The sequence below is a fragment of the Actinomadura sp. NTSP31 genome (assembly GCF_041951385.1).
GTDB classification, from domain to species: domain Bacteria; phylum Actinomycetota; class Actinomycetes; order Streptosporangiales; family Streptosporangiaceae; genus Spirillospora; species Spirillospora napierensis.
Genome location: NZ_JBGNUT010000016.1, coordinates 1 through 24,105, shown reverse-complemented (window position 1 = coordinate 24,105; position 24,105 = coordinate 1). Strand labels below are relative to the sequence as shown.

Annotated in this window: 26 protein-coding genes and 1 pseudogene; 20 read left to right on the top strand and 7 right to left on the bottom strand. The window is 72.6% G+C overall.

Annotated elements, in window-relative coordinates; translation table 11 throughout:
• Positions 1-106: 106 nt before the first annotated feature.
• The gene (locus ACA514_RS26005; RefSeq protein WP_375043842.1) at positions 107-559 is read right to left on the bottom strand and encodes a MarR family winged helix-turn-helix transcriptional regulator; all 453 of its coding nucleotides are present in this window, start codon (positions 557-559) and stop codon (positions 107-109) included.
• An 87-nt stretch (positions 560-646) separates the two neighbouring features.
• Between ACA514_RS26005 and ACA514_RS26000 the strand changes: the two genes are divergently transcribed.
• From ACA514_RS26000 to ACA514_RS25990, 3 genes are all read left to right on the top strand, one after another.
• Positions 647-2,449, top strand: a complete 1,803-nt coding sequence (locus ACA514_RS26000) for an ABC transporter ATP-binding protein (protein WP_375043841.1) — start codon at positions 647-649, stop codon at positions 2,447-2,449.
• A 262-nt stretch (positions 2,450-2,711) separates the two neighbouring features.
• Positions 2,712-2,957, top strand: a complete 246-nt coding sequence (locus ACA514_RS25995; RefSeq protein ID WP_375043840.1) for a hypothetical protein — start codon at positions 2,712-2,714, stop codon at positions 2,955-2,957.
• A gap of 11 nt (positions 2,958-2,968) precedes the next feature.
• Positions 2,969-3,781 carry a hypothetical protein gene (locus ACA514_RS25990; protein ID WP_375043839.1) on the top strand — a complete coding sequence of 271 codons (813 nt, stop codon included), beginning with the start codon at positions 2,969-2,971 and terminating at the stop codon, positions 3,779-3,781.
• Positions 3,782-3,839: 58 nt separating this feature from the next.
• Here ACA514_RS25990 and ACA514_RS25985 read toward each other — a convergent pair whose 3' ends face one another.
• On the bottom strand, positions 3,840-4,028 hold the full coding sequence (locus ACA514_RS25985) for a hypothetical protein (RefSeq protein ID WP_375043838.1): 189 nt from the start codon (positions 4,026-4,028) through the stop codon (positions 3,840-3,842).
• A 71-nt stretch (positions 4,029-4,099) separates the two neighbouring features.
• Here ACA514_RS25985 and ACA514_RS25980 point away from each other — a divergent pair, with 71 nt between their 5' ends.
• The 10 genes from ACA514_RS25980 to ACA514_RS25935 all read left to right on the top strand — a co-directional run bounded on the left by ACA514_RS25980 (position 4,100) and on the right by ACA514_RS25935 (position 13,231).
• Entirely contained in the window at positions 4,100-4,318 is a 219-nt protein-coding gene (locus ACA514_RS25980; protein ID WP_375043837.1) for a hypothetical protein, read from the top strand.
• A gap of 149 nt (positions 4,319-4,467) precedes the next feature.
• The gene (locus tag ACA514_RS25975) at positions 4,468-4,848 is read left to right on the top strand and encodes a CU044_2847 family protein (protein WP_375043836.1); all 381 of its coding nucleotides are present in this window, start codon (positions 4,468-4,470) and stop codon (positions 4,846-4,848) included.
• Complete coding sequence (locus tag ACA514_RS25970; protein WP_375043835.1) at positions 4,845-5,792, top strand: ATP-binding protein; 948 nt, start codon at positions 4,845-4,847, stop codon at positions 5,790-5,792. Before ACA514_RS25975 ends, ACA514_RS25970 begins: the two co-directional genes overlap by 4 nt.
• A 2-nt stretch (positions 5,793-5,794) precedes the next feature.
• Complete coding sequence (locus ACA514_RS25965) at positions 5,795-7,540, top strand: hypothetical protein (RefSeq protein WP_375043834.1); 1,746 nt, start codon at positions 5,795-5,797, stop codon at positions 7,538-7,540.
• Positions 7,534-8,775, top strand: coding sequence for a hypothetical protein (locus tag ACA514_RS25960; RefSeq protein WP_375043833.1), 1,242 nt, complete (start codon positions 7,534-7,536; stop codon positions 8,773-8,775). Before ACA514_RS25965 ends, ACA514_RS25960 begins: the two co-directional genes overlap by 7 nt.
• Position 8,776: 1 nt before the next feature.
• A complete protein-coding gene (locus tag ACA514_RS25955; RefSeq protein ID WP_375043832.1) occupies positions 8,777-9,931 on the top strand; it encodes a hypothetical protein in 1,155 nt (384 codons plus the stop codon).
• 47 nt (positions 9,932-9,978) lie between these two features.
• Positions 9,979-11,031, top strand: a complete 1,053-nt coding sequence (locus ACA514_RS25950) for a MoxR family ATPase (RefSeq protein WP_375043831.1) — start codon at positions 9,979-9,981, stop codon at positions 11,029-11,031.
• A complete protein-coding gene (locus tag ACA514_RS25945; RefSeq protein WP_375043830.1) occupies positions 11,028-12,329 on the top strand; it encodes an SAV_2336 N-terminal domain-related protein in 1,302 nt (433 codons plus the stop codon). The genes ACA514_RS25950 and ACA514_RS25945 overlap by 4 nt, the downstream gene beginning before the upstream one ends.
• Positions 12,330-12,357: 28 nt before the next feature.
• Entirely contained in the window at positions 12,358-12,714 is a 357-nt protein-coding gene (locus ACA514_RS25940; protein ID WP_375043829.1) for a DUF488 domain-containing protein, read from the top strand.
• A 76-nt stretch (positions 12,715-12,790) separates the two neighbouring features.
• Positions 12,791-13,231, top strand: a complete 441-nt coding sequence (locus ACA514_RS25935; protein ID WP_375043828.1) for a hypothetical protein — start codon at positions 12,791-12,793, stop codon at positions 13,229-13,231.
• 178 nt (positions 13,232-13,409) lie between these two features.
• Here ACA514_RS25935 and ACA514_RS25930 read toward each other — a convergent pair whose 3' ends face one another.
• Positions 13,410-13,853: a hypothetical protein gene (locus tag ACA514_RS25930; RefSeq protein WP_375043827.1), complete on the bottom strand. Its 444-nt coding sequence runs from the start codon at positions 13,851-13,853 to the stop codon at positions 13,410-13,412.
• 124 nt (positions 13,854-13,977) lie between these two features.
• Positions 13,978-14,820 carry a helix-turn-helix transcriptional regulator gene (locus tag ACA514_RS25925; protein WP_375043826.1) on the bottom strand — a complete coding sequence of 281 codons (843 nt, stop codon included), beginning with the start codon at positions 14,818-14,820 and terminating at the stop codon, positions 13,978-13,980.
• Between the two features lie 102 nt (positions 14,821-14,922).
• Here ACA514_RS25925 and ACA514_RS25920 point away from each other — a divergent pair, with 102 nt between their 5' ends.
• Both ACA514_RS25920 and ACA514_RS25915 read left to right on the top strand, forming a co-directional pair.
• The gene (locus tag ACA514_RS25920; protein WP_375043825.1) at positions 14,923-15,501 is read left to right on the top strand and encodes a YbhB/YbcL family Raf kinase inhibitor-like protein; all 579 of its coding nucleotides are present in this window, start codon (positions 14,923-14,925) and stop codon (positions 15,499-15,501) included.
• An 88-nt stretch (positions 15,502-15,589) separates the two neighbouring features.
• Entirely contained in the window at positions 15,590-16,048 is a 459-nt protein-coding gene (locus ACA514_RS25915; protein WP_375043824.1) for a hypothetical protein, read from the top strand.
• Between the two features lie 414 nt (positions 16,049-16,462).
• Here the strand turns inward: ACA514_RS25915 and ACA514_RS25910 are convergent.
• A pseudogene (locus tag ACA514_RS25910) lies at positions 16,463-17,376 on the bottom strand (IS5 family transposase).
• Between the two features lie 22 nt (positions 17,377-17,398).
• Positions 17,399-17,986 (bottom strand): NADPH-dependent FMN reductase, encoded by a 588-nt coding sequence (locus tag ACA514_RS25905; RefSeq protein WP_375043823.1) that lies wholly within the window; start codon positions 17,984-17,986, stop codon positions 17,399-17,401.
• Between the two features lie 88 nt (positions 17,987-18,074).
• On the opposite strand from ACA514_RS25905, the gene ACA514_RS25900 reads away from it, so the two are divergent.
• The 4 genes from ACA514_RS25900 to ACA514_RS25885 all read left to right on the top strand — a co-directional run bounded on the left by ACA514_RS25900 (position 18,075) and on the right by ACA514_RS25885 (position 21,693).
• Complete coding sequence (locus tag ACA514_RS25900) at positions 18,075-18,563, top strand: MarR family winged helix-turn-helix transcriptional regulator (protein WP_375043822.1); 489 nt, start codon at positions 18,075-18,077, stop codon at positions 18,561-18,563.
• 904 nt (positions 18,564-19,467) lie between these two features.
• A complete protein-coding gene (locus ACA514_RS25895) occupies positions 19,468-20,730 on the top strand; it encodes a DUF222 domain-containing protein (RefSeq protein WP_375043821.1) in 1,263 nt (420 codons plus the stop codon).
• A 129-nt stretch (positions 20,731-20,859) separates the two neighbouring features.
• Positions 20,860-21,480 (top strand): alpha/beta fold hydrolase, encoded by a 621-nt coding sequence (locus ACA514_RS25890; protein ID WP_375043820.1) that lies wholly within the window; start codon positions 20,860-20,862, stop codon positions 21,478-21,480.
• A gap of 24 nt (positions 21,481-21,504) precedes the next feature.
• Positions 21,505-21,693, top strand: a complete 189-nt coding sequence (locus ACA514_RS25885) for an alpha/beta fold hydrolase (protein WP_207709950.1) — start codon at positions 21,505-21,507, stop codon at positions 21,691-21,693.
• A gap of 3 nt (positions 21,694-21,696) precedes the next feature.
• Here ACA514_RS25885 and ACA514_RS25880 read toward each other — a convergent pair whose 3' ends face one another.
• Positions 21,697-22,053, bottom strand: a complete 357-nt coding sequence (locus ACA514_RS25880) for a VOC family protein (protein ID WP_375043819.1) — start codon at positions 22,051-22,053, stop codon at positions 21,697-21,699.
• 173 nt (positions 22,054-22,226) lie between these two features.
• On the opposite strand from ACA514_RS25880, the gene ACA514_RS25875 reads away from it, so the two are divergent.
• Positions 22,227-23,705 (top strand): IS1634 family transposase, encoded by a 1,479-nt coding sequence (locus tag ACA514_RS25875; RefSeq protein ID WP_375044025.1) that lies wholly within the window; start codon positions 22,227-22,229, stop codon positions 23,703-23,705.
• Positions 23,706-24,105 lie beyond the last annotated feature (400 nt).

Below are 24,105 nucleotides of genomic sequence, written 5' to 3'. Positions count from 1 at the left end.
GGCACCCTCCTGGAACTCGCGACCCGGAAGCCACTGGGCCTTCCAGGTTGCGCCCGGCGGCGCCCCGGCGCTAGGTGGGACGGGATGGTTCCGGCCGCCCCGATTGTCAGCTCCCTGACAGCCTCCGCGGCCTTCCGGCGGCGCCGCCGGCGGCACTGTCGATGACGGTGAGCAGTTCGCGCAGGGTTTCGCGCTGCTCGTCCGACAGCGGGGAGAGCACCTCGCGCGCCGCCTCCCGCCGGGTCCCCGCGATCGCCGCGCGGACGTCGCGTCCCCTGCCGGTCGGCCGGACGAGCAGGGACCGGCGGTTGGCCGGGTCCGGCTCGCGGGTGACGAGGCCGTCGGCCTCCAGGGCGTCCACCAGCGTGGTGGCGGAGCGGGGGACGATGTCGAGGCGCCGGGCGAGGTCGGTCATCCGCAGCGGCCCTTCGGTGCCGACGATGACGCGCAGGGCCCGGGACTGGGCGGGGGTGAGGCCGAGCGGGGCGAGCCGTTCGACCTGGTGCCGGCGTATCCGCTTGGCCGCCCGGAGGAACAGGTCGGCCAGATCGTTCTCCATGCCGCCGAGCTTAACTCATAGTTGTGCCGGAATAATTATGAGCTAGGCTCAGTTAGGCTGAGGAACCCCGGAACGAAGGAGCCGCCCATGGCGAAGGACCCCACCGCGAACCCCGCCGCCAAGCCCACCACCAGCCCCCTCAAGGATTTCGACCGCCGGCGCATCCTGCGCCTGTTCGTCCCCTACCGCGCCCGGCTCGCCGCCGTCGCGCTGCTCGTCGGCCTGTCCGCGCTCGTCTCGCTGGCCTCGCCGTTCATGCTGCGCCACATCCTGGACGTCGCGCTCCCGCAGGGCCGCACCGGGCTGCTGTCCGCCCTCGCCCTCGGCATGATCGCCATCTCCGTCGCGACCAGCGTGTTCTCCGTCCTGCAGACCTACATCTCCACCGGCGTCGGCCAGCGCGTCATGCACGACCTGCGCACCGCCGTGTACGCGCACCTGCAGCGGATGCCGCTGGCGTTCTTCACCCGGACCCGCACCGGCGAGGTCCAGTCGCGGATCGCCAACGACATCGGCGGCATGCAGTCCACCGTCACCAGCACCGTCACCTCGCTGGTCTCCAACTTCACCGCCGTCACCGCGACCGCCATCGCGATGCTCGCCCTCGACTGGCGGCTCACCCTCGTCACGATGGTCACGCTGCCGTTCTTCGTGTGGATCAGCCGCCGCGTCGGCAACGAGCGCCGCAGGATCACCGCGCGGCGGCAGCGGCAGCTCGCCGCGATGTCGGCCATCGTCGAGGAGTCGCTGTCGGTCAGCGGCATCCTGCTCGGCCGCACCATGGGCCGCTCGCCCGCGCTCACCGACCGGTTCGCCGGCGAGTCCCGCGACCTCGCCGACCTGGAGATCAGCGCGAGCATGGCGGGACGGTGGCGGCAGTCGACCATCCAGATCGTCATGGCGGCGATGCCCGCCCTCACCTACTGGGCCGCCGGCCTCACCGTCTCGCAGGGCCACCCGCTGGTGTCGATCGGCACCCTCGTCGCGTTCACGACCCTGCAGACCGGCCTGTTCCGGCCGACCGTCCAGCTGCTCCAGACCTCGGTGGACGTGCAGAGCTCGATGTCGCTGTTCGGGCGGATCTTCGAGTACCTCGACCTCGAACCCGGCCTGGAGGAGCCCGCCGCGCCGCACCCGCTGCCCCGCGCCCGCGGCCACGTCCGCTTCGAGCACGTCGGCTTCTCCTACGAGCCCGGCGCGGAGGCGCTCACCGGCATCGACCTGGACGTTCCCGCCGGGTCGTCGCTCGCCGTCGTCGGCGAGACCGGATCCGGCAAGACCACCCTCAGCTACCTCGTGCCGCGGCTGTACGACGCCACGTCCGGACGCGTCACCGTCGACGGCGTGGACGTGCGCGACCTGTCGTTCGCCGACCTGTCCGCCGCGGTGGGCGTCGTCTCCCAGGAGACCTACCTGTTCCACGCGTCCGTCGCCGACAACCTGCGGTTCGCCAAGCCCGACGCGACCGACGCCGAACTGCACGCAGCGGCCCGCGCCGCGCAGATCCACGACCACATCGCCGGGCTGCCGGACGGCTACGACACCGTCGTCGGCGAGCGCGGCTACCGGTTCTCCGGCGGCGAGAAGCAGCGCCTCGCCATCGCCCGGACGATCCTGCGCAACCCGCCGATCCTCGTCCTGGACGAGGCGACCAGCGCCCTCGACACCCAGACCGAGCACGCCGTCCAGCAGGCCATCGACGCGCTCGCCGAGGGGCGCACCACCATCACCATCGCGCACCGGCTGTCGACCGTCCGCGACGCCGACCAGATCGTCGTCCTCGACCACGGCCGCGTCGCCGAGCGCGGCACGCACGCCGAGCTGCTCGCCGCCGGCGGCCCGTACACCGCGCTGGTCTCCCGCGACGAGGACCTGACCCCCGCCGCCTGAGCCCGCCGCCTGACCCCGGCCGCCTGACGGCTTGGAGCTGAAAGGGCGATCTCCCTGCGCCGGCCGAACCGGAACTCTTGGCAAAGTAATCCAAATCATCGGTCAAATGGAATCGGATTCCCCGGCAATGGCGAGAAGATTCGGTGCGGCCCCTGTGACGGTTCCGGCGGACTGTCGCGATGACCCTTTTCCCCGGCGCGGCGCGGAAAACTTGACGCGTCGGAGGTCGACTTCCGCGGCACGCTGCGGAATGGTCTCCGGCATGGATTCCCGAATTCGAACCTCCACGGCCGCCGGCCCCACCGGCTGGCTGCTCACCTTTCTCGGCGCGCGCGAGCAGGCGATGCGCTCGCACAGCGGCCTCGCGGCGGGTCCCGCGGAATGGCTGCTGGTCTTCCTCGAGGTCGAGCGGGCGGAACTGGCCGCCCGGCAGCGGCCCGCCCTGCTGTCCCGCCGGGGCCGGACCGAGGAGTACCCGTTCGGCCGCATGAACGCCCGCAGCGCATAGAGACGAAGGTCATGATCATCGAGATGTTCCTCGCCGCCCTGATCGGCGGCGCGATCGGAGTCGCCGAACTCATCGCCCGCTACCGCGACAAGCCCGTCGCGGCGCTGCTGTCCCCGGGCGGGCTGCTGTTCGCCCTGGTCAACACCGGCGCGTCCGTGGTCGCGCTGATCGCGGTCACCGCGGCCGGCTGGCGGTTCGGGCTGCCCTACACGATGCCGCCGAACGCGCTGCTGGTCGTGCGGGTCATCGCCGCGGGGCTCGGCTCGGCCGCCGTCCTGCGCATGTCGTTCGCCCCGGCGCAGACGACCGCGACCGGCACCGGGCCGGTCGCGCTGCTCAACGGGATCCTGCGGATCGCCGACGGCGAGCTGGAGCGCAAGCGCGCCCTCAGCCGGCTCTCCCACAACGACCTCGCGGAGCTGTCCTTCGAGCGCGACCACGCCGCGCTCGCCGAGCTGTGCTGCCACCTCATGCGCGAGTTCGACCTGGCCGAGGCGCAGCGGCTCGGCGGCCTCGCCGCCGAGCTGAGCGCCCGCGACGACCTCACCGACGCCGACAAGCTGGACTGCTGGGGGCTCGAGCTGACCCGGCTGGTCGGCGAGCGGGCGCTGCGGCAGGCCGCCCGCCGGCTGCGGGACCGCCCGCACGAGGAGACCCGGGCCGTCCCGGCCGACGACGAGCGGCTCGCCCCGGTCGCCGCCGAGCCGGACCATCCGGCCGAGCCCGCGACGGTCCCGCCGCCGCGCCCGCCGCTCGGCAAGACCTCGCGGCTCGCCTCGCACGCGAACGGCCGGACCGAACGCAAATCGTTCAGCGATGTCTGACCCGCGGTGAAGACCGGTGTGCCCCCGCCCGGGGCACACCGGTATTTCATTGCCCGGGCTATTTCGGCCGGACGGCGGACGGCGCCCTTTCGTCGCGCTCTTCCAGAACCGCGGCGATGCGGTGCAGCGCCTCCGCCATCGAGATCATCGCCTGCACCTGGGCGGCCGCCATGAGATTCGCCGGCGACGGGTCCGCGGCCTGCGCCTCGGCCGCCGCGTCGCACGCTTGCTGGCTCCACCAATGCACCCGCCGATCCTATTCGAACCGACCATTCCGCACCGGCCGCCGCGCGGTCGCAACCGAAAGGCCCCGATCCCGTGAGCACGCGCCCGCCCGCCCCGCGCCCCGGCCCGCCGAACGCCCCGCACCCGCACTGGACCGGCAAACCGCTCCGCCGCCTCACCACCGGGGAGCTGGCCGAGGCCCTGGAGTACCTGGAGCGGCACCGCCCCGACGACGACGTCCTCGGCCGCGCGCTGGCCGGCGAGTTCGCGCGCCGGACCGCCGCCGAGCACCACGCGTTCCATTTCGACTGACCCCCGGCCCGCCCCCCGCCCGGCTGGCCGGTGCCGGGCTTTTCCGCCGCTCTCGTTGCGCCGCGGCGGCCCCGTTCGCGACGATGGAGCCGATGGGCTCGGCTCCCGCGCGTTTCCGGGAGCGTCGTCGCGCGGCGGGAGGGGGCCGGATGGCCGTCGTTTCGGTGGACAACGGTGCGGGTGGAGCGCGCATCCTCATCGAGGTGGACGAGTCCGCCGACGAGGTGGCCGGCGCCGACCTGGCGGAGATCTACGGGGACGCCACCCGCGGCGGGCTCGCCGAAAAGGTGATCAAGCTGAGCCGGCCGCTGTTCGCCGAGGCGCTCGACCTGGTCGAGTCGTGCGCCGAGGCGATGCACGCGCGGCTGGAGGCGATGACCGACGCCCGGCCGGACGAGCTGGAGATGCAGCTCGCGGTGAAGCTGGACGCCAAGGCCGGCGCGAAGATCGTCGAACTCGCCGGCGGCGCGCAGCTCCAGGTCGTCATGCGCTGGACCGGCCTGCGCGGCGGCGGCGCGGACCCCGAATGACCATCGAGATCCTCCCGTACAGCCGCATCGTGGGGCAGCGTCCGCTGCTGCGGGCGCTGGAGCTGTGCTTCGTGGCGCCGTCGATCGGCGGGCTGCTCATCACCGGGGAGCGCGGCACCGCGAAGTCCACGACGGTCCGCGCGTTCTCCCGGATGGCGCACGGCGGCGCGCTGCCGGTGACGCTGCCGATCAACGCCACCGACGACCGGGTGCTCGGCGGCTGGGACGTCGACGCGCTGATGCGCGGCGCGCCGGAGCGGCAGCCGGGCCTGCTGGAACAGGCGAACGGCGGGCTGCTCTACGTCGACGAGGTGAACCTGCTGGACGACCACGTCGTCGACATCATCCTGGACGTGGCGTCGACCGGTGTCCTGGTCGTCCAGCGCGAGGGGCTGGACCTGCCGGACGTCCCGGTGTCGTTCACCCTCGTCGGCACCATGAACCCCGAGGAGGGCGGGCTGCGGCCGCAGCTCCTCGACCGGTTCGGGATGGTCGTGCCGGTGACGGCGGAGCACGGCGCGGCGGAGCGGCAGGAGATCCTGCTCACCGTGCTGAGGTTCGAGCGCGAGTGCGCGCGGGCCGCCGCGGACGGCGGCTCGCCGTGGCTGGAGGAGGGCCGCGCCCGCGACCGGCGGCTGATGGACCGGCTGGCGGCCGCGCGCGACGCCTGGCCCGGCGTCGAATTCCCGCCCGCGATGGCCGCGCTGTGCGCGCGGGTCGCCGAGGCGTTCGGCGCCGTCGGCCACCGCGCCGAGGCGGTGACGGCGCGCGCCGCGATGGCCCTCGCCGCCCTCGACGGCCGCCGGGAGGTCACCGCCGCCGACGTCGCGGAGGCCGCGCCGTACGCGCTGCCGCACCGCAGGCCCGACGCCGCCCACGGGGACGGCATCGGCTGGACCGGCGAGGACGCGCGGCGGCTGGCCGCGCTCGCCGCGCAGGCCTGACCGTGACCGGCGCGGCGTCGGAGCGGGTGGGGACGGCGCTGTCCTGCGCGGCCGCCGACGACCGGCTGTCCGGGGTGCTGTTCCTCGGCATGCCGCCCCGGACGCTCGTGGAGGTCGCCCGCCGGTTCGCCGACGGGTTCGGCCCGCTCGTCGTGCTCGGCGCGGCCACCACCGACGACGGGTTGTGGACCGCCGTGGACGCGACCCGCGACGGGCTCCGGATCGTCCCCGGCCGCCTCGCCGCCGACCGTCCCGCCGTCGCGGCCGTACCCGACCTGGCCCGCCTCAGCCTCGCCGGCCGGCGGGCGGCGGTGAGCGCGCTCGGCGCCGACGTCGCGCACGTGGAACGGCACGGGCTGAGCGTCGCGTGGCGCCCGCGGACCCGGTGGCTCGCCGCCTGCGCGCGGGCGGACGCGGCCCGGCTGCCGCCGCACCTGCTCGACCGGTTCCCGCTCCGGATCGACGCCGCCGGGCTGGCCGACGGGGCGCGCGGCGTGCCGATCCACCGGCCGCCCGCAGGTCTCCCCGTCCCGGCCCTGCCGGAGGACGCGGCCGCACGGGCCGTCGAGCTCGCCGGCCCGGACGCGGGCGCCCGCACCGACCTCGCCCTCGCCCGGACCGCCCGGGCGATCGCGGCGCTCCGCGGCGCGGGCGCAGCCACCCCGGCCGACGTCGACGAGGCGGCACGGCTTCTCGGGCTCCTCACCGGACCCGGACCCGGCTCCGGCGCCGCGGCCGGTCCGGCGGACCCGGTCGAACCGGCCGGGACGGCGGACGCCGCGGGCGACGGGCCGCCGCGGCTCGTCACCGAACCCGCCGGCGCCGTGATCCCGGCGACGGCCGAGGCCCTGGACCCGGCCGTCACCGAACCCGCGCCGCTCGCGGGCGCGTCCCCCGGCGCGACCGGCGGGACGGCCCGCGCCCGGCCGGACGACGGGCCCGGCGACGCCGAACGGCTGCCGCTGCGCGCCCCGCTCGCGCCGGGCCGGGGCCGCCGCGACACCCGCGGCCCGTCCATCGGCACCGTCCGCGCCACGGACCTGCACGACCTCGCCATCGTGCCGACGCTGCTCGCCGCCGCCCGCTTCCAGGCCGTCCGCTGCCCGGGCCACCACGCCGCGCGCCCGCCGCATCCGCTGCACCTCGCGGCGGCCGACCTGCGCGCGCACCGCCGTGCCGCCCGGCCGCCCCTCATGGCCGTGCTGCTGCTCGACCACACCGCCGGCGCGGACTGGCCCGACGCGCTCGCCCCCTACCTGCACTGGATGTACACCGCGCGGGCGGCGGTCGGCCTGATCGAGGTCGGGACGGGCGGCGACGAGCTGCGCGCCCGCCTGCTCACCACCCGCAACCTCCTGGACCCGCGGGTCGCGGACGCGCTGGACCGCCCGCCGGGACGCGCGACCCCGCTGGCGCACGGCCTCCTGCTCGCCGAGCGGCTATTGCGCCGCGAACTGCCCGCCGCCGACGCGGTGCTCCTCGTCGCGACGGACGGCCGCGGCAACGTCCCGCTGTCCGCGAGCCGGACCGGGCGGCTCGTCCCGCCCGTCTCCACACAGGGCGTGGACGACGCGCTCGCCGTGGCCGCCCGCATCCGGAGGCTGCCGGGGGTGCGCAGCGTCGTCCTCGACCCCGGTCCCCGGCCGCAGCGGTTCCTGACCGCCCGGCTCGCCGAGGCGCTCGGCGCCGAACTGCGGTCCGCCGGCGACCCGCGGGACACCGGGCCGGCGGGGGAGCCGGAATGGTGAACCCCTCGCGGTGGCGACTGCCCGGGCTCCTGCCAGCGCGGGTGCCGCCTCCGAGCCCCCCGCCCGCCTCGCCCGGCTCCGGGGAGCCCGAACCGGAGCAGCCGGGCGAGGAACCGCGCGGCCTCGGCGCGGGGCCGGTGGACGTGCACGCGTCCCTGCCGGAGGCGACCGCCGAGCTGACCGTCCAGCGCGCCCGGCTGGACGGCGCCGGCGACCCGGTCTTCGAGCTGGTGGGCTTCTGCTGCTGCGGCGAGGACCTGCCGCCGACGCGCAACGAGCGGCACGGCCGCCCGCCGCGCATCGCGCTCGGCACGCTGATCTCGGGGGAGTCCGGCGGGGAGTCGCCGGCCCGCAGCCTGAACCGGATGCGCAGCTGGTCCAGGAGCAAGTACGAGCTGCTCGGCTGGATCCACCGCCTCCGGGACCGGCACGGCGACGCCCTGCGGCTGATCATCTGGGACGACAGCGGGTTCGAGATCCCGTGGGAGCTGCTCTGGGTCGACCGGGCCGGAGCCGGCGGGCGCGGCGCGTGGCTGGGGGCGCTGGCCGTCGTCACCCGCTGGACGACCGTCCACGCGCCCGGCGGCCCGCTCCCGTACGCGTCCGCCGACCGCCGGGGGAGCGTCGCGGGCTACGTCGCCGACGAGATGAGCCGCGACCGCGACCTGCTGGCCGCGCATCCGCTGTCGCCGACCCTCTGGGAGCTGATCTCCCATCTGGAGACGCCCGGCCCCGGACCGGCCCTGGTCTACATCGCCTGCCACGGCGAGTACGGGAGCACGGGGTTCGACTTCACGCTCGGCGACCTGGCCGTCGGCGAGGTCGACTGGCGGACCTTCCCGCGCGTCGCGGACGGCGGCGGGCTGGTGTTCGTCAACGCCTGCCATTCGGGCCGGCTCATCGACGACCCGGAGTACAACGACGCCACCACGCGCGGGTTCGCCGAGGTGTTCCTGCGGTCCGGCGCGGCCGGGTTCCTGGGCACGGCGGGGGCCGTCCTGGAGGACGAGGCGCACCGGGTCGCCGCGCACCTGCTCGCCGGCATGGGCGGGCCGTCGGGCCTCGGCGTCGCGACCGCGCTGCGCGACTACCGCCGGACGATCGCCGTGACGGACCTGCCGCCGGTCGCCGACCGCCCGCGGAGCAAGGAACTGCTGCCGTTCGTGAGCGCCTTCATGTACTTGTACTTCGGCGGCCCGGACACGACCATCGCCTTGTACGGCGGAGGCGGGTGACATGGCGGCGACGACCCTGGGACTGGAGGTCGAGCCGGTCGTCCGCTGGCCCCGGCGGATGACGCCCGGCACCACCTACCTGGTCGAGGCCGACCTGCGGCTCGCCGGCGACGGCGGCTGGCCGTACGAGGAGGAGGAGTTCTCCTTCACGTTCCTGCTCGACGGCGGGCCGGGCATCGCCGTGGAGACGATCGGCGAGTCCACCCTGGTCCTGCACCGGTTCGGCGGGACGTACGGCCCGGTCCGCTTCGCCGCCGTCGCCGACGAGCACGCCGGCCCCGGCGCCCTGTGGCTCAGCCTGCTCACCCCGCGCGGGATCATCGCCCGCACCGACGAGCTGAAGGTCACCGTGGCGCCGCCCGCGCCGCAGGACGAACCCGAGAAGGAATCCGTCCTGCCCGACCTCACGCGCCAGGTCCCGGACCGGACGTCGGCGCGGCCGGGCGTGGCGCACTTCCTGACCGTGCAACTCCAGCCCAGCGGGGTCGACGACGACGGCTACCTCGTCACGGTCTGGGCGCAGGAGCAGGGCGACCATCCGGTGCCCCTGCGCATGGACGACCAGGCCATGCCGCTCCGCGACATCCCGGAATCGCTCGCGGAGCCGTTGGACGAGTTCCGCGGCCGGGTGGACGGGTCCGAGATGATGATCGAGTTCATCCTGCCCAACCGGATGCTCGACCTCCCGGTAGAGGAGTGGACGATCGGCCCGGAACCACTCGGCAGCGTGGCGCCGGTCGTCGTCCGCAGCTACGAGCGGATCCACTCCTCCGACGCGGCGCTGCACGACCGGTGGCGGCGCCACTGGGAAGGGCTGCAATCCGGCCCGTCGGTGTCGAACGTGGTCACGCCGCGGGGATGGGAGCAGCTGATGGCCGACCCTCCCGACCTGCTGATGCTCGATTTCCCGCCGCGGCCGTTCGACGCCCTGGTGAACGCGGGGATCGCCGCCGTGCTCTGGCGGCGGGAAAGGCGGGATCCCGGCGGACCGGGGAACGCGGATCCGCCTCTTCTTCGGATCACCGATCCGTCCCTGCTGCCCCGGATCCTCCATCGGTGGCGGACGTCCGCCGGCGACGCGGCCGGATACGGGCTGCTGTGGGACGATCCCGGCCGGTTCCCTGGCGGGTTCCCCGCCCTTCGGGCACCGTTGTGAGGAACAGGCTGGGATCGACACCGCGCACCCGGAGCGATGAGGTGGCCATGACGGGACCCGACGACGGCTGGCTGATCTACCAGGGGACGGGCGAGCCGCACGCCGGCATCAGGCGCCTCCCGCCGCCGCCTCCCTGGCGCACGTTCGGCGGGCGCGGCCCCGACTACTCGCAGCCGCCGCGCGGGTCCGAGGTGCACGAGGGCTCGCGGCGGTTCGGGAACCCGCGGTCGTACCGGACGCCCGCCGAGACCGTGGAGATCGTCAACGCGGCGCTGCTGCTGCGCCGGCCGCTGCTGGTCACGGGCGCGCCCGGTACCGGCAAGTCCACGCTCGCGTACGCGATCGCCCACGAGCTGCGGCTCGGCCGCGTCCTGTACTGGCCGGTCAACAGCCGCTCGACGCTCGCGCGGGCGCTGTACGAGTACGACGCGCTGGGCCGCGCGCAGGACGCCAACCTGCCGCCGCCCGCGGGCCCCCAAGAGGTCGGCGCACCGGAGGCCGGCCCGCCGGGGAACCCGGCGAGCGACATCGGCGGCTACATCCGGCTCGGCCCGGTCGGCACGGCGCTGCTGCCCGGCCCGATGCCGCGGGTGCTGCTGGTCGACGGGCTCGACAAGGGCGACCTCGACCTGCCGGGCGACCTGCTGCCGCTGATGGAGGACGGCGCCTTCATGGTCCCGGAGCTGGCGCGGGTGGCGGCGCGGCTGCCGTCGGTCGAGGTCATGACCGACGACCCGGGCGGCCGCGCGGTGCTGCGCGGCGGCCTCGTCCGCTGCCGGGAGTTCCCCATCGTGGTGATCACGAGCAACGGGGACCACGACTTCCCGCCCGACTTCGTCCGCCGCTGCGTGCGGCTGGAGATCGCCAGGCCGGACCGGGCGCGGCTCTCCTCGATCGTCGCGGCGCATCTCGGGACGGACGCGGCGGCCGGCGCCGAGGACGTCGTCCAGCGGTTCCTCGAGCGCGGCGAGCACGGCGACGTCGCCGTCGACCAGCTGCTCAACGCCATCTACCTGACCTCCCACGGGGTCCGCGAGACGCAGCAGCGCGCGCGGCTGGTCGACCTGCTCCTGCGGGACGCGCGGGACGGCCGCCCGTGACGCTCGACCGGCTGCTCGCCCTGCTGGAGGAGACCGGCGGCCCCCTCGACGCGCGGGCGGTCGCGGAGGTCGTCTGGCTCGCCGGGCACCTGCCGGCGCGTCCGCTGGAGGCCGCCAAGGGACCGTCCGAAGGGCCGCCGCCGCGCGCGCAGGGGCCGGGTCTCAGCGCCCCCGCCCTGGTCAACGCCCTGCCGCCGCCCCGCGCCTCCAGCGTGGACCTCAGCGCCTCCACCCTGGTCAACGCCCTGCGGCCGCTCGCCCGCAGGGGCACGTCCCGCAGGGATGCCGTCCTGGACGAGGAGGCGACGGCGCTCGCCTCGGCGGAGGAGCAGCTGTTCTTGCCCGTGCTGCGCCCGACCGCGGGACGCGGCCTCGACGCCGCCCTCGTCGTCGACGACGGTGCCTCGATGGTCGTCTGGCATACGTGGATCAGGGACGTGACCGAGCTGCTGCGACGCTCGGCGAGCTTCCGCGACGTGCGCGTCCGGCACCTCGACACCGACGGCGACCTCGTGCTGCGCAGCGCCGGGTCCGGGGCGCGCCTCGGCATCGCGGACCCGCTGGGCGCCTCCCGCCGGGGGATCGTGCTCGTGCTGAGCGACTGCGTCGGACGGGCCTGGCACGACGGGTCGATGGCGGGGCTGCTGGAGCGCTGGGGGAGCGGCGGGCCCGTCGCCGTCGTGCAGCCGCTGTCCGAACGCCTGTGGCACCGCTGCGGACCCGAGCTGGTCCGGGTCCGGTTCTCGACGCGGGCACCGAGCATCGCCGCCGCCAACGACCGGCTCAGCGTCGCGACGGCGTCCGGCGAGCCGGTGCCGCCGGGCGTCCCCGTCCCCGTCATCCGGCTCCAGACCTCCTGGATCACCTGGTGGGTCCGGCTGGTCACCGGCCGCACCGGCGCCGGACGGGAGGGCATCGCGCTGTTCACCGGGGCGGCCCCGCGCCGCGTCCCGCCCACCGGGCCGGCCGCCGAGCCGGGCTCGGCGCGCGACCGGGTCGGCCGGTTCCGGGCGGCGGCGTCCCCGCCGGCGTTCCGGCTCGCCGTCCGGCTGTCCGCGGTGCCGCTGACGCTGGACGTCATGCGGATGGTCGGGGCGGACACCGCCGGCGTGGGCGATCAGCAGCTCGCGGAGGTGCTGCTGGGCGGGCTCCTGCACCGCGTCGCCGGCCCGGACGCGACGTACGACTTCACCGCCGGGGTCCGCGCCGAGCTGCGCTCCCATCTGGACGAGGCGGAGGCGCGGCGGCTCGAACGCCGGGCGGCCGAGCGCCGGCGCGCCCGGACCGACCGCGGATGACCGGCCCTGCGGGGGTAGGAAGGGCCGCATGGGACGTGATGTGAGAGTGCGCCGCGTCTACGACGACGCCTCGGACGGCGACGGCGAGCGGATCCTCGTGGACCGGGTGTGGCCGCGCGGCCTGTCCAAGGACAAGGCCCGTCTCGACCGGTGGGAGAAGGACGTCGCCCCGTCCACCGAGCTGCGCAAATGGTACGGGCACGACGTGGACAGGTTCGAGGAGTTCCGGCGCCGCTACGACGCCGAGTTGAAGGACCCCGACCGCGCGGCGGCCCTGGCCCGCCTGCGCGACGACGCCGATCCCGGCCCGCTCACGCTCCTCACCGCCACCAAGGACGTCGAGCACAGCCAGGCTGCCGTGCTCGTCGCCATCCTGGGCTCCTGACGCGGGTTGCTACTCGGCGGTAACTGAGTATCCGCGCCCATGCGCCGGGACGTCGGTGTGCGGCACCGTGTCCGGCATGAGCGAACGAACCACCGCCCTCGGCCGCCGCCTGGTCCCCGCGGCGCGCGCCGTCCTGTGGGCGCAGGCGGCGCTGCTCGTCTCCGCCGGGCTGGCGATGGTCGCCTTCGGGGAGGCGGCGACCGGCGCCGAGGCCCGCGTGGGCATCGCGATGATGTTCCTTGCCGTCTACCCGTTCGCGCTGGCCGCCACGGCCGTCGCGCTCGCCGCCGAGTTCCGCGCCCGCCGCCCGGGCACCCGCGGCTGGGCCACCGCCTACGAGGCGTTCCTCCTCCTGGTGACCGGCCCGTTCGTCAACCACCCGCACCCCGCCATCGCCGCCCTCGGCCTCTGCTCCATCCTGACCACCGCCTTCGTCATCACCGTCATGGCGTCCCCCCTGTCCGCCCCTGAAGGCGGCCGGGTAGGCGGCAGGAGAGCAACGACCACCGGCAATTGAGGGCGGAACGCTCGCCTGCGTGCTCGTCCGCCTCGGGTTCCGGCGCGGGCGCGAGCCGCGTGAGCACTGAGTTCCGGGCACCGGCCGCGCGGTACGGCCCATCTCGTCATGATCGTCACCACCTTCCGCACCCCGTTCGGGCCGACGTGCGCACCGCTCATCCGGGCCGGGGCGCGGGTCAGTTGGTGGCGAGGCCCAGGGCGCGGAAGGTGACGCGCTGGTCGAACCAGAGGAGCGTCACGGTCGCCGCGGCCATTCCGGTGGCGAGGGCCAGGTGCGCGGCGGTTCCGGTCACGTCCGCGCCGATCGCGCCCAGCACCACGTGCAGGCCGACGCGCAGCGCGATCAGCCCGACCGCGATCTTGCGGGTGCGGCCGTTCTTCAGCATCGCCTTGACCAGCCTGACCCGGCGGCGCAGCACGGTCAGGCCGATCACCGCGTTCACCGCCGCGATCCCCACGAGGACGACCCACGCGAAATGCCAGACGTGGCAGATGTCGTACGCCGCGCCCAGCACGCCCTCGAAGGCGAAGAACCAGAGGGGGAGCGGCTTGATCGCGTCCAGCCCGTTCGACCGGGCCGGCTCGGCGGTGGCCCGCTGACGGGTGAGGGTGGCGTGCATGTCCGCTCCTTGGGGTGCCATGTCCTGCTGACACCTTGATCGTGCCGTTCGGAGCGGGGGTGCCGGCAGAGCCGTTCTTCGCATGTTCGGCCGGGACAAATGTCCTGCCGCGCGGCGGGTGCGGCTAGCCGGCGGTGGCCAGTGCGGTGGCGTGCGCCGTCACCAGCGCGCGCAACGCGCGCTCGCTCGCCTCGTCGGCCGGGGTGAGGACGAAGAGCCGCTGGTCGGAGCCGTCCAGCGCGGCCAGCATGTCGTAGGCGACGGTCAGCGTCCCGGCCGTCTCGTGCCTGATCCGCTTGACGCCCCGCGACCGCTCGTGGACGTGCTGGTCGTCCCACCACACCGCGAACTCGCGGCTGGCCGCCCGCAGCTCGGCGATCAGCTCGGCCAGCCGCGGGTCGTCCGGGTGGCGGGCCTGGTTGACGCGCAGGTTGCCGACCATCTCGCCGGCGAACTGCGTCCAGTCGAGGTTGGTCTCGCGCGTCTCCGGCTCCAGGAACAGCATGCGGGCGGTGTTGCCCAGCCGCCCGCGGCCGAACTCCCGGCCGAACAGGGCGGACGCCGCCGCGTTGCAGGCCAGGACGTCGAACCGGAAGTCCACCACGTAGGCCGGCAGCAACGGCATCCCGTGCAGGACGGCGCGCAGGCTCCCGCCGAGCGGCGCCGGGACGTACTGCGGCGGCGGCGCCTCACCGCGCGCGATCAGATGCAGATGGACGCGCTCGGCCGGTGACAGCAGCAGCGCGGCGGCGATGCCGTCCAGGACCGCCGATCCGGGCGTGCCGACCCGTCCCTGCTCCAGCCGGACGTACCAGTCGACGCTGACCGCCGCGAGCTCGGCCACCTCCTGCCGGCGCAGCCCGGGCGTGCGGCGGCGGCCCAGGCCGGCGAGCCCCACGTCCTCCGGGCGGACCCGTTCCCGCGCGGCCCGCAGGAAGGCCGCCAGCTCGTCGCGTCGTGGCGTCATGGTCCTAGCATCGCCGATCCGGGGCGCGGCGAGGGTGGCACTCCGCGTACCAGGATGCGGACGGCCTGTACCAGCCCGCGAGACGGCGCGATCGTCGGAGCCATGAGGAAACGAACCGTCACCGCACTGACCATCGCCATCACCGCCGCGTCCGTCGCCGCCGCGTCCGCGCAGGCGGGCCCTGACTTCGGCTACCACAAGGTCCGCTCGGGCGTCCCCAAGCACACCGCCCACTTCCGCGTGACCAGCCCCGACCTGGCCCACGGCACGTTCCCCGCCGCGTCCTACTCCGACTCCTTCGGATGCACGGGCGGCAACGTCCCGCCCCGGCTGCACTGGTCCGGCGCCCCCGCCGCCACCAAGAGCTTCGCGGTCACCATGTTCGACCGCGACGCCCCCACCGGCAGCGGCTTCTGGCACTGGTCGGTGCGGAACCTGCCGGCCACGGCCGCCGCCGTCCCGGCGGATGCCGCCGCAGGCGTCAACGACGCCGGAACGGCCTCCTACCTGGGCCCCTGCCCGCCCGCCGGCGACGGGCCGCACCAGTACGAGATCACGGTGCTGGCCCTGGACGTCCCGGACGCGGGCGTTCCCGCCACCGCGGGCCCGGCCATGGCGTCCTTCGCCATGGGCTCCCACGTGATCGCCACCGCCCGCATCACCGCCACCGCCGCCTCGTGACCCCTCCTGGTCCGGGTCCGCCGGTCTCAGCTACTTGACGCTTGCTGACAAGCAGCTGAGACTGGGCGGACTCGTACGGGAGGCCCCCTTGGACGGGACACGCGGCGTCACCACCGAAACCCACACGGCGCTCTACCGGCAGCTCGTCGCCGAGATCGAGGCGCGGTTCCTCGCACCGCTCGACGCGCTGCTGGACGGGGCCGAGCCGCTGGCCGCCCTCCGCCGCCGGCTGGACGCCGACGCGCAGGTCTGGGCCACCCGGCTGCTCGGCCCCGACGAGGCCCTCGCCAGGTCCGCCGCCGCGCGGTTCCTGGCCGCGGCCGGCCCGTTCGACCCGCCGCCGGACTGGTGGGGGACGCCGTTCGGACGCGTCGTCCTGCGGCTGATCGGCCACCCCGGCCGCGAATCGGTCAGCCGCTCGGTCGCCGGCGCCATGCTCGGCATCACCCGGCAGGGCGTCCAGGACCTGGTCAACCGCGGCAAACTGGCCCGCCACCCGGACGGCGGCGTCAGCGTCGCCTCGATCCGCGACCGCGCCAACCGGTGAACTCTCCGGAGATCCTCGACGCCGGCTGCCATCCGAGTGAGGCGTGACGCTGCACCCGCTGAATGACACCTGACCGGAAGCCGGAAGCACCGGACGTTCCGCCACGGTCCGCGCACCCGCCCGCCGTCTGCGGAAGAATGCGGCGGCCACTACACGAACAACCTTGCCGCCGACGCACTGCCCGCCGCACCTCCATCGGACAATGTCGACCGCGTTCCCCTCGATCGCATCACCGCAGAATGGGTGGGCAGCGACGCGACGCTCACCGCGATCGGCCGCCGGCGCCTGCCGAGCCGCCTCGCCATCGCCGCCCCGAAGAACTCCGCTCGGGATGGACGTCGGGCGCCGACAACTACGCGACCAGAATGCCTTCCCGCATCGAAGGCATAGGCCACCCCCGAACGGAGCCTGTCTTCACACCGCCCCTAGGCCGTGTCTGGCAATCGTTCGTGGAGCGGGTTGGCGGAGCCAAAGGATGAGCGAGGCGATGTGGGGTCCGGCCCGATAGCGGGTTGTGAGCTTGTCGAAGCGCGTTGCGATGGCTCGGAATTGCTTGAGGCGGCTGAAGCAGCGCTCGACCACGTTGCGGGCTCTGTAGCGCTCGGAGTCGAAGGCCGGTGGTCTGCCACCGGCTCTGCCGTGGCGGTGGCGATTGGCCCCTTTGGTCGGTCCGCTCCGGAATTACTGCGCGGATGCCCCGGCGCCGCAGGCCCTGTCGGACCTCCCCTGATGAGTACGCCTCGTCCGCGATGACCGTGCCGGGTCTTTGCCGCGGCCGCCCGGCGCCTACCCGAGGCACCCGCACAGATTCCGGCACCGCTTTGAATACGGTGCAGTCGTTGACGTTGCCGGGGGTGAGGACGACGGCCAGGGGCAGGCCCCGGCCGTCGCAGGCGAGATGGACTTTGGTGGTCAGCCCGCCGCGGGAGCGGCCCAGCGCCTGGTCGGCCGCCGAGCGTACCGAACCTTCCAGCCCGCCGTTCGCACCCGCCCCCTTTTCCGGGCGCCGACCGCGTGCTGGTGAGAGCGGTTGATGGTGGAGTCCACCGACACCGTCCATTCCACCGCTCCGACGGAGTCGTCCCGCGCCTGAATCTGCTCCAGGAAGTGGGCCCAGGTCCCGTTCCGCTCCCAGCGGGCGAACCGCTCATAAACCGTCTGCCACGGCCCGTGGCGCTCCGGCAGGTCACGCCAGGGAGCACCTGTTCGCAACCATCGTTGATTACCTGCCGGTGGTCGCGCCACGGACGGCTTGGTCCCGCGGTAGTCGGCAGCAGGGGCTTCAGCACCTCCCATGCTGCATCCGTCAGCTCGCCGCGTCCTGTCACGTGATCGGTCGCGAACTGGGCCTCATGCGGCCGTGGGCGTCTGCGTCTTGGCCTGGCGCACCCCGCGCAGGGCGCCGGACCAAGCGATCACCTGGTCGAGCATGTCACCTACGGCGGTGTCGAGGCCCTCCTGGGGAACGAAGGTGCCGGTGTGGAACGAGGGGTGTGTCGAGATGGTGGGCTGGGTGCGGACCGTGGCCACCTGGAGTTCGGCAAGGACGAGCCGCAGCGCCTCGGCGGCCCGGGCCCCGGCGACCCAGCCGCCGTAGCTGATGATCCCGGCGGCCTTGTCGTTCCACTCCCGGTAGAGGTAGTCCAGGGCGTTCTTCAGGGCTCCGGGGAAGGAGTGGTTGTACTCGGGGACGAGGAAGACGTAGCCATCGAAGCCGTCGATGAGTGCGCCCCAGGCTCGGGTGTGGTCGTGCTGATACTGCTGGAAGTTCGGGTTGCCGGGCTCGTCGAGGTTACCGAGGTCGTGGTCGGCGAGGTCGATGAGTTCGTAGTCGGCTCCACCGTGGGCATGGGCGGCCTCCAGTGCCCAGGCGGCGATCTGTTCGCCGCGGCGCCCGGGCCGGGTGCTTCCGAGGATGACTGCGATGCGAAGTGCCATGGTCTTCCTTCCAGGAGAGTTGTCACGTCAACTCTAGCGTCGGCCGAGTTGATGCGACAACTCCGCTGGTAGCGCTATTCTCGGCGACATGACGGAGACTCGATCGCTGGAACCCGAGGAGTGGGAGTTCTGGGATACCTGGATGCGCGCGCAGCGCCTGCTCACCAGAGAGCTGGAGCGTGGTCTACAGCATGACTGCGACATCTCGAAGGCCGAGTTCAGCGTGCTGGTGACGCTGTGGCAGGCCGCCGGCCGCGAGATGCGTGTCGGCGAGCTCTCCGAGTCGCTCGACTGGGACAAGAGCCGCGTCTCACATCAGCTGACGCGCATGGAAAAGCGCGGCTTCGTCAAGCGCACCCAGTACGGGGCCGATGGTCGCCGCGCGGGGATCGGGCTGACCGCCGGGGGGCGCCGCGCCGCCCAGAGTGCGATCCTCGTGCACGGCGGCAACATCCGCCGCCACTTCCTCGACTCACTCACCCCCGAGCAGGCATCAGTCATCCGGGCATGGAGCGAGGAAGCAGTCGATCGCCTGGAGCCGCACCGCAGCCAGCCTGCCGGCGACGGCGCGTCCTAGACCGCGTCCCACACCGCCCTCATAGACGCCGCCGATGCGGCTAGGCATTGTCAGACAGGCCCTAGCCGACTTCCCGTTCGCGGCGCTGCAAGCATCGCCGCCATGCGAATCCCGCGGGGAGGCGCTGGGCCTCCGAGCAGAACCATCCACCGAAACCACCCTATGGGCCCCTTCCACCTCGCCGCCGAAATGCGGCCGTGACCGCTGAGCGTGCGCACCCGCTCGAGGTCGATGACATTCGCCTCGGGGCGAGCCGATCGACAGCAGGACTTCTCGCGTTCGGGCTCATGGCCACGCTCGGGATCGCCAACCGAGGCGACTCCCGACGCGTGCGACGAGTGGTTCGGCCATCTGGACGCCGAACCGAGTGCCGAGCCGGGTACCCGTGCGAACGGCTGCCGGCGCCTGGAGCCCGACGATCTGCTGGCAGCGAGCCTGCCCGAATCCGGGTACCACGGCTGCATCCTGGAAAATGGATGTGGGGATTTTGATCGGGTGTTCGTGCGTTAGTGGGAAGGGTGTTCGTCTGTTAGTCAGAAGGGTGTTCGGGTGGTGGGGTGGCGCTGCGTACGGGGCCGCCTCTCAAAAGTCAAGGGCGCCTTCGGCGTCGCTTCGCGATGGACTTCGTCCACCCTTGACTTTCGAGCCTCTGCGGCCCCTAAGGCAGCGCAAACGGGCAGGCTCCGCCTGCCCCGCCCGGACGCGCCACCCCACCACCCACCCACGTACGCGTGCTCGCAAATCCCCACAAAATGGCGTTCCCCGGGCCCCGTAAAGGGTGATCAGTATCCCGCAGGTATACCTAGCCATACTTTTTCTCGAAGCATCGAAATAAAGGTCCGTCGAGCCGACATTTGTCGGCCACGTAGGGTATGCTTTACCTATGCAATCAGTGACGGTCGACTTGGAGGGCGCCTCCACCATGCAATTGGTGGACGCGGTTTCGGCGATCGCTGCTGAACTCGCCCAGCGCCAAGCCCCGGAGTCGGCGGCGGCGTGTCTGGAACTCACCGAGACTCTGGCCGCTGCCTGCGATATTCAGGAAAGCGCACTGGCCGGTTTCATTCGCCGGGTCGATGCCACCGGTGAACAGAAACGCTGGGGATACCCCTCCACCCGGGCATGGCTACGGTCCCGGCTTGGCATGCGGGAGAACCGCACCACCGAACGCCTGGTCCTGGCCCGCCAACGGCACCGCCTCCCGAAAGTCGCCGAACGCCTCGCCGCCGGGGAGTTGTCGTACGGGTATGCGGCCACGGTCGCGCAGAGTGTGGCCCGCTTGGAGGACACCGACTGCGCCGAAGCCGAAACGACCCTGCTGAGCTTCGTCGACCAAGGCTTCTCAGCCGCGAAGGTGGGGGTGTTCGGCCGCCGCATCTGCGACGTCATCGCCGAACGCGACGGCACCGAGGCCGCACCTGGCGAGGACGTCAAGCGCGGCTATGCCAAATCCTGGATCACCAGTACCGGATCGCTGGACGGCGGCCGCTACATCAAAGGCTGGTTGAACGCCGAAGACGCCGCCATCTGGGACGGCACCCTCGCACCCTTGGCCAAGCCGGCCGGGCCCGAGGACACCCGCGACGTTGGCGAACGCACCGCCGCCGCCCTGTCCAGCGTCCTGTCCGGTGGGCACAAGGCCACCAAGGTCACCGTCATCTGCGACCTGGAGACCTTGACCGGCGGCAACGCCCCCGCCCGCCTGACCGACGGGACACCGATCCCTGCCGCCCAAGCCCGCCGCATCGCCCTCACCGCAGGCGTCTCGCCGCTGATCCTCGGGCGAGGGCACACGCCGCTGTACCTGGGGTACCGGGAGCGGTTTGCCAGCGCTGCCCAGCGGCAGGTCTTGGAGACGCTATATCCGACGTGCGCGGTGCGGGAGTGTGAGATCCCCGGGACGTTGTGCGAGGTCGACCACGTCAACGGCTGGGCCCTGGGAAACAGCCCCACCGACATCGACCAGCTCGCCCTGACCTGCGGATGGCACAACCGCTTCAAACACACCAGCCCGAACCAGATCGGCATCAGCAAAGACCCCGACGGGCGATACGTGTACCGGCTGCTACCACCACCGGGCGCCCGATCAAGATCCAGACCCCGGACGGGTAGCGGGCCACCGGGGACGATCGGCCCGCCCGACACCACCGCCACCTGGGCCGCGTAACCCACCCCACCCTCACGCCACCGGTTCGCCCGAATCCCACCCGGATCTCGGGCGAACCGGCATGCCCACCCGCATGGCTCCCCCTCCGTTGTGACCTGACTTGGCTCAAGATCGCTGATCTTGGGTAGGGTGCTGGCTGTTGAGCTGCGGTTTCGTCGTGTGAACGGCGAAAATCTGCGCACTAAGCGGCCGGTTCTAGGGGTCTGCCCATCGCTTCCCGGTTACGGCTTCAGCGACAAGCCGGCCGCGCCGGGGTGGGGGATCGAGCGGATATCCGACGCGTGGTGCGAGCTGATGGCCCGGCTCGGCTACCGGCGGTTCGGCGCCCAGGGCAGCGACTGGGGCACCAGCATCGCCACGAGCATCGGTCAACGGCAACCCGATCGGGTCGTCGGCATCCATCTCATGCCGCCGCTCGCACCGCCCGATCCGGCCACGTTGGACGACCTCACCGGTGCCGAGCGGGCGGCGCTCGCGACACTGCGGGAGGCGGACGAATGGGGCTCCGGATACTCGGCGCAGCAGTCGACCCGGCCGCAGACGGTCGGCTACGGGCTGGTCGACTCGCCGGCCGCCCTCTGCGCCTGGATCGTCGAGAAGTTCTGGTCGTGGACCGACTCCGGTGGCGACCTGCATCGGGTTATTACCCGGGATGAGCTGCTCGACAACCTGATGCTCTACTGGCTGCCCGGCATCGGTGCCTCATCCGCCCGGCTGTACTGGGAAAGCCTCCGGCAGGTCAACGGATAGATCTCCGGGTCGGCCGGCGCGCCGGTGACCGTACCCACCGGCTGTTCGGTCTTCCCCAAGGAGCTGCAGCGCCCGTCTCGGCGGTGGGCGGAGCGCCGGTTCCCGAACATCCGGTACTGGAACGAGCCCGGCAAGGGCGGCCACTTCGCGGCGTTCGAGCAGCCGGCGTTGTTCGTCGACGAGGTCCGGTCATTCTTCCGGCTGGTCCGCTGATGGTCACCCGTACTCGGTAAGCGGCTGGCTAAAGATCAACAAGTGCCCATCGGGTGTCCGTACGTTGAAGTCGCGCATCCCGTAGGGCCGGTCAGCCAGTGGCTCGACGATGTCGGCGCCGCGGGCGCGCAGCTCGTCGTGGCAGGAATCGACGTCGTCGACGACAACCGTCACCCTGGCCGGGGCGACGCTGCTTTCGGCGTACAGGTGGAACTCAGCGGTGTCGCGGATCACGGCCGCGTAGCTAGGTGGGGTCTCCCAGGTGAATATGGTGTCGAATCCGAGCACGTCCGTGAAGTACGACCGCGCTGCCTGCACATCTCGGCACGGCAGCACGGGAACCGCCACCCGCATGACCATTCCGTCACCTTACCTGACTTTGGCTCAAGATCGCTGATCTTGGGTAGGGTGCTGGCTGTTGAGCTGCGGTTTCGTCGTGTGAACGGCGAAAATCTGCGCACTAAGCGGCCGGTTCTAGGCTGTCTCTCGTGGCGTATGTGCGCACGGTGAAGACGGCGTCGGGGGCCAGGGCGGTGCAGATCGTGCACTCTTCGCGTCGCGGGTCGCGGGACATCGAGCACATCGGCTCGGCGCATGACGATGCGGCGTTGGAGGCGCTCAAGGCGGTGGCGAGGCAGCGTCTGGCTGTGGGGCAGCCCGAGCTCGACTTTGGCCCGGACTTCGCGGCGTTGCAGGCCGGCAGTGGTGCTGGTGGTGGGCCGCTTGCGATCACGTCGTCGCGGACGGGGTACCTGTGGGACGCGCTCGGCCACGCCTACCAGCTGTTGGGGTTCGAGGAGGCCGCTGGTGGTGACGAGGTGTTCCGATTACTGGTGCTGGCACGGATCGTCGAGCCGACCAGCAAGCTGGACAGTCTGCGGGTGGTCGAGGAGGCAGGTTTCGACCCGCCGGCGTACGCGACCCTCAAGCGGCGTCTGCCCGCGTTCGCGAAAGAGTCCTGGCGGCAGAAGTTGGCCGCGGCGTGCGCCCGCACCGCTGATCTGGGGCCGGCGTCACTGGTTCTCTACGATGTGTCCACCTTGTACTTCGAGACCGATGCCGGGGACGGGTTCCGTGAGCCCGGGTTCTCCAAAGAACGCCGCCTGGAGCCGCAGATCACGATCGGGCTGCTCACCGACGCAAGCGGGTTTCCGTTGATGGCTAACGCGTTCGAGGGCAACCGGGGCGAGACCACTACGATGCTGCCGACCATCCGTGCGTTCATGGATGCCCACCAGCTGGCTGATGTCACGGTCCTGGCCGACGCTGGCATGATCTCTGCGGCCAACCAGCAGGCCATCGAGGCCGCGGGGTTGTCGTTCATCCTCGGCGCGCGGATACCCGACGTGCCGTACGTGGTCCAGGCGTGGCGCCACGAGCACCCGGATGAGCAGATCCCCGACGGGCACATCTTCACCCAGCCCTGGCCTGCCGGCCCCAAGGACCAGCGCCGCGACCAGATCATCTACTACCAGTACCGGGCGGACCGGGCTCGGCGCACCCTGCACGGCATCGACGAACAGGTCGCCAAGGCCGAGCAGGCCGTCGCCGGCAAGACCGCGGTCAAACGCAACCGGTTCATCCAGCTCACCGGCGCCACCAAGAGTGTCAACCGGACCCTGGAAGCCAAGGCACGCGCCCTTGCCGGCCTCAAAGGCTACGTCACCAACCTCCCGGACGTCACCGCCGAGTTCGTGATCGACGCCTACCACCGACTGTTCCACATCGAGAAGTCGTTCCGAACGTCTAAACACGACCTACGTGCGCGGCCGATCTACCACCACAAGCGCGAGTCGATCGACGCACACCTGACGGTCGTGTTCGCCGCCCTGGCCGTCAGCAGGTGGATCGAGCAGACCACCGGCTGGTCGATCAAGAAGTTCGTGCGCACCACCCGCCGCTACCGCACCATCAACATCCAGGCCGGCGAGCACACCCTCACCGCCGTCGACCCGCTACCCGACGACCTCCGCGATGCCCTCACCCGCATCCACGACCGCGGTGCGCACTAATTTGAGCCAAGTCAGGAACCGGCATGCTCACCCGCATGGCTCCCCCTCCGTTGTGACGGTTCCCACCCCGGTGGAGGGGGAGCCAACCACGTCCCACGCGTGCGACACCGTCCCGAAATCCACCAGCCCAGCAATGGCCCAGGGCACGCTACTTGGTCACCCTGCCTCCGGCACCTTCGGCTTCAGCCACGCAGGCCCGGAGAAACGGACCCCTGTCAGCCCCTCCATCCCACCCGCCCGTCTCTTGGTCCGCTGGTTCGGGGGCGGTGGGGTGGCGCGACCAGGCGGGGCAGGCGGAGCCTGCCCCTAAAGCGCTGCCTCAGGGGCCGCAGAGGCTCCAAAGTCAAGGGTGGACGAAGTCCATCGCGAAGCGACGCCGAAGGCGCCCTTGACTTTGGAG

What these genes read in the sequence shown, in the direction of transcription:
- ACA514_RS26005 (WP_375043842.1), bottom strand. Translation starts at nt 559, where the DNA reads ATGGAGAACGATCTGGCCGACCTGTTCCTCCGGGCGGCCAAGCGGATA.
- ACA514_RS26000 (WP_375043841.1), top strand. Translation starts at nt 647, where the DNA reads ATGGCGAAGGACCCCACCGCGAACCCCGCCGCCAAGCCCACCACCAGC.
- ACA514_RS25995 (WP_375043840.1), top strand. Translation starts at nt 2,712, where the DNA reads ATGGATTCCCGAATTCGAACCTCCACGGCCGCCGGCCCCACCGGCTGG.
- ACA514_RS25990 (WP_375043839.1), top strand. Translation starts at nt 2,969, where the DNA reads ATGATCATCGAGATGTTCCTCGCCGCCCTGATCGGCGGCGCGATCGGA.
- ACA514_RS25975 (WP_375043836.1), top strand. Translation starts at nt 4,468, where the DNA reads ATGGCCGTCGTTTCGGTGGACAACGGTGCGGGTGGAGCGCGCATCCTC.
- ACA514_RS25970 (WP_375043835.1), top strand. Translation starts at nt 4,845, where the DNA reads ATGACCATCGAGATCCTCCCGTACAGCCGCATCGTGGGGCAGCGTCCG.
- ACA514_RS25960 (WP_375043833.1), top strand. Translation starts at nt 7,534, where the DNA reads ATGGTGAACCCCTCGCGGTGGCGACTGCCCGGGCTCCTGCCAGCGCGG.
- ACA514_RS25955 (WP_375043832.1), top strand. Translation starts at nt 8,777, where the DNA reads ATGGCGGCGACGACCCTGGGACTGGAGGTCGAGCCGGTCGTCCGCTGG.
- ACA514_RS25950 (WP_375043831.1), top strand. Translation starts at nt 9,979, where the DNA reads ATGACGGGACCCGACGACGGCTGGCTGATCTACCAGGGGACGGGCGAG.
- ACA514_RS25940 (WP_375043829.1), top strand. Translation starts at nt 12,358, where the DNA reads ATGGGACGTGATGTGAGAGTGCGCCGCGTCTACGACGACGCCTCGGAC.
- ACA514_RS25935 (WP_375043828.1), top strand. Translation starts at nt 12,791, where the DNA reads ATGAGCGAACGAACCACCGCCCTCGGCCGCCGCCTGGTCCCCGCGGCG.
- ACA514_RS25930 (WP_375043827.1), bottom strand. Translation starts at nt 13,853, where the DNA reads ATGCACGCCACCCTCACCCGTCAGCGGGCCACCGCCGAGCCGGCCCGG.
- ACA514_RS25925 (WP_375043826.1), bottom strand. Translation starts at nt 14,820, where the DNA reads ATGACGCCACGACGCGACGAGCTGGCGGCCTTCCTGCGGGCCGCGCGG.
- ACA514_RS25920 (WP_375043825.1), top strand. Translation starts at nt 14,923, where the DNA reads ATGAGGAAACGAACCGTCACCGCACTGACCATCGCCATCACCGCCGCG.
- ACA514_RS25905 (WP_375043823.1), bottom strand. Translation starts at nt 17,986, where the DNA reads ATGGCACTTCGCATCGCAGTCATCCTCGGAAGCACCCGGCCCGGGCGC.
- ACA514_RS25900 (WP_375043822.1), top strand. Translation starts at nt 18,075, where the DNA reads ATGACGGAGACTCGATCGCTGGAACCCGAGGAGTGGGAGTTCTGGGAT.
- ACA514_RS25880 (WP_375043819.1), bottom strand. Translation starts at nt 22,053, where the DNA reads ATGGTCATGCGGGTGGCGGTTCCCGTGCTGCCGTGCCGAGATGTGCAG.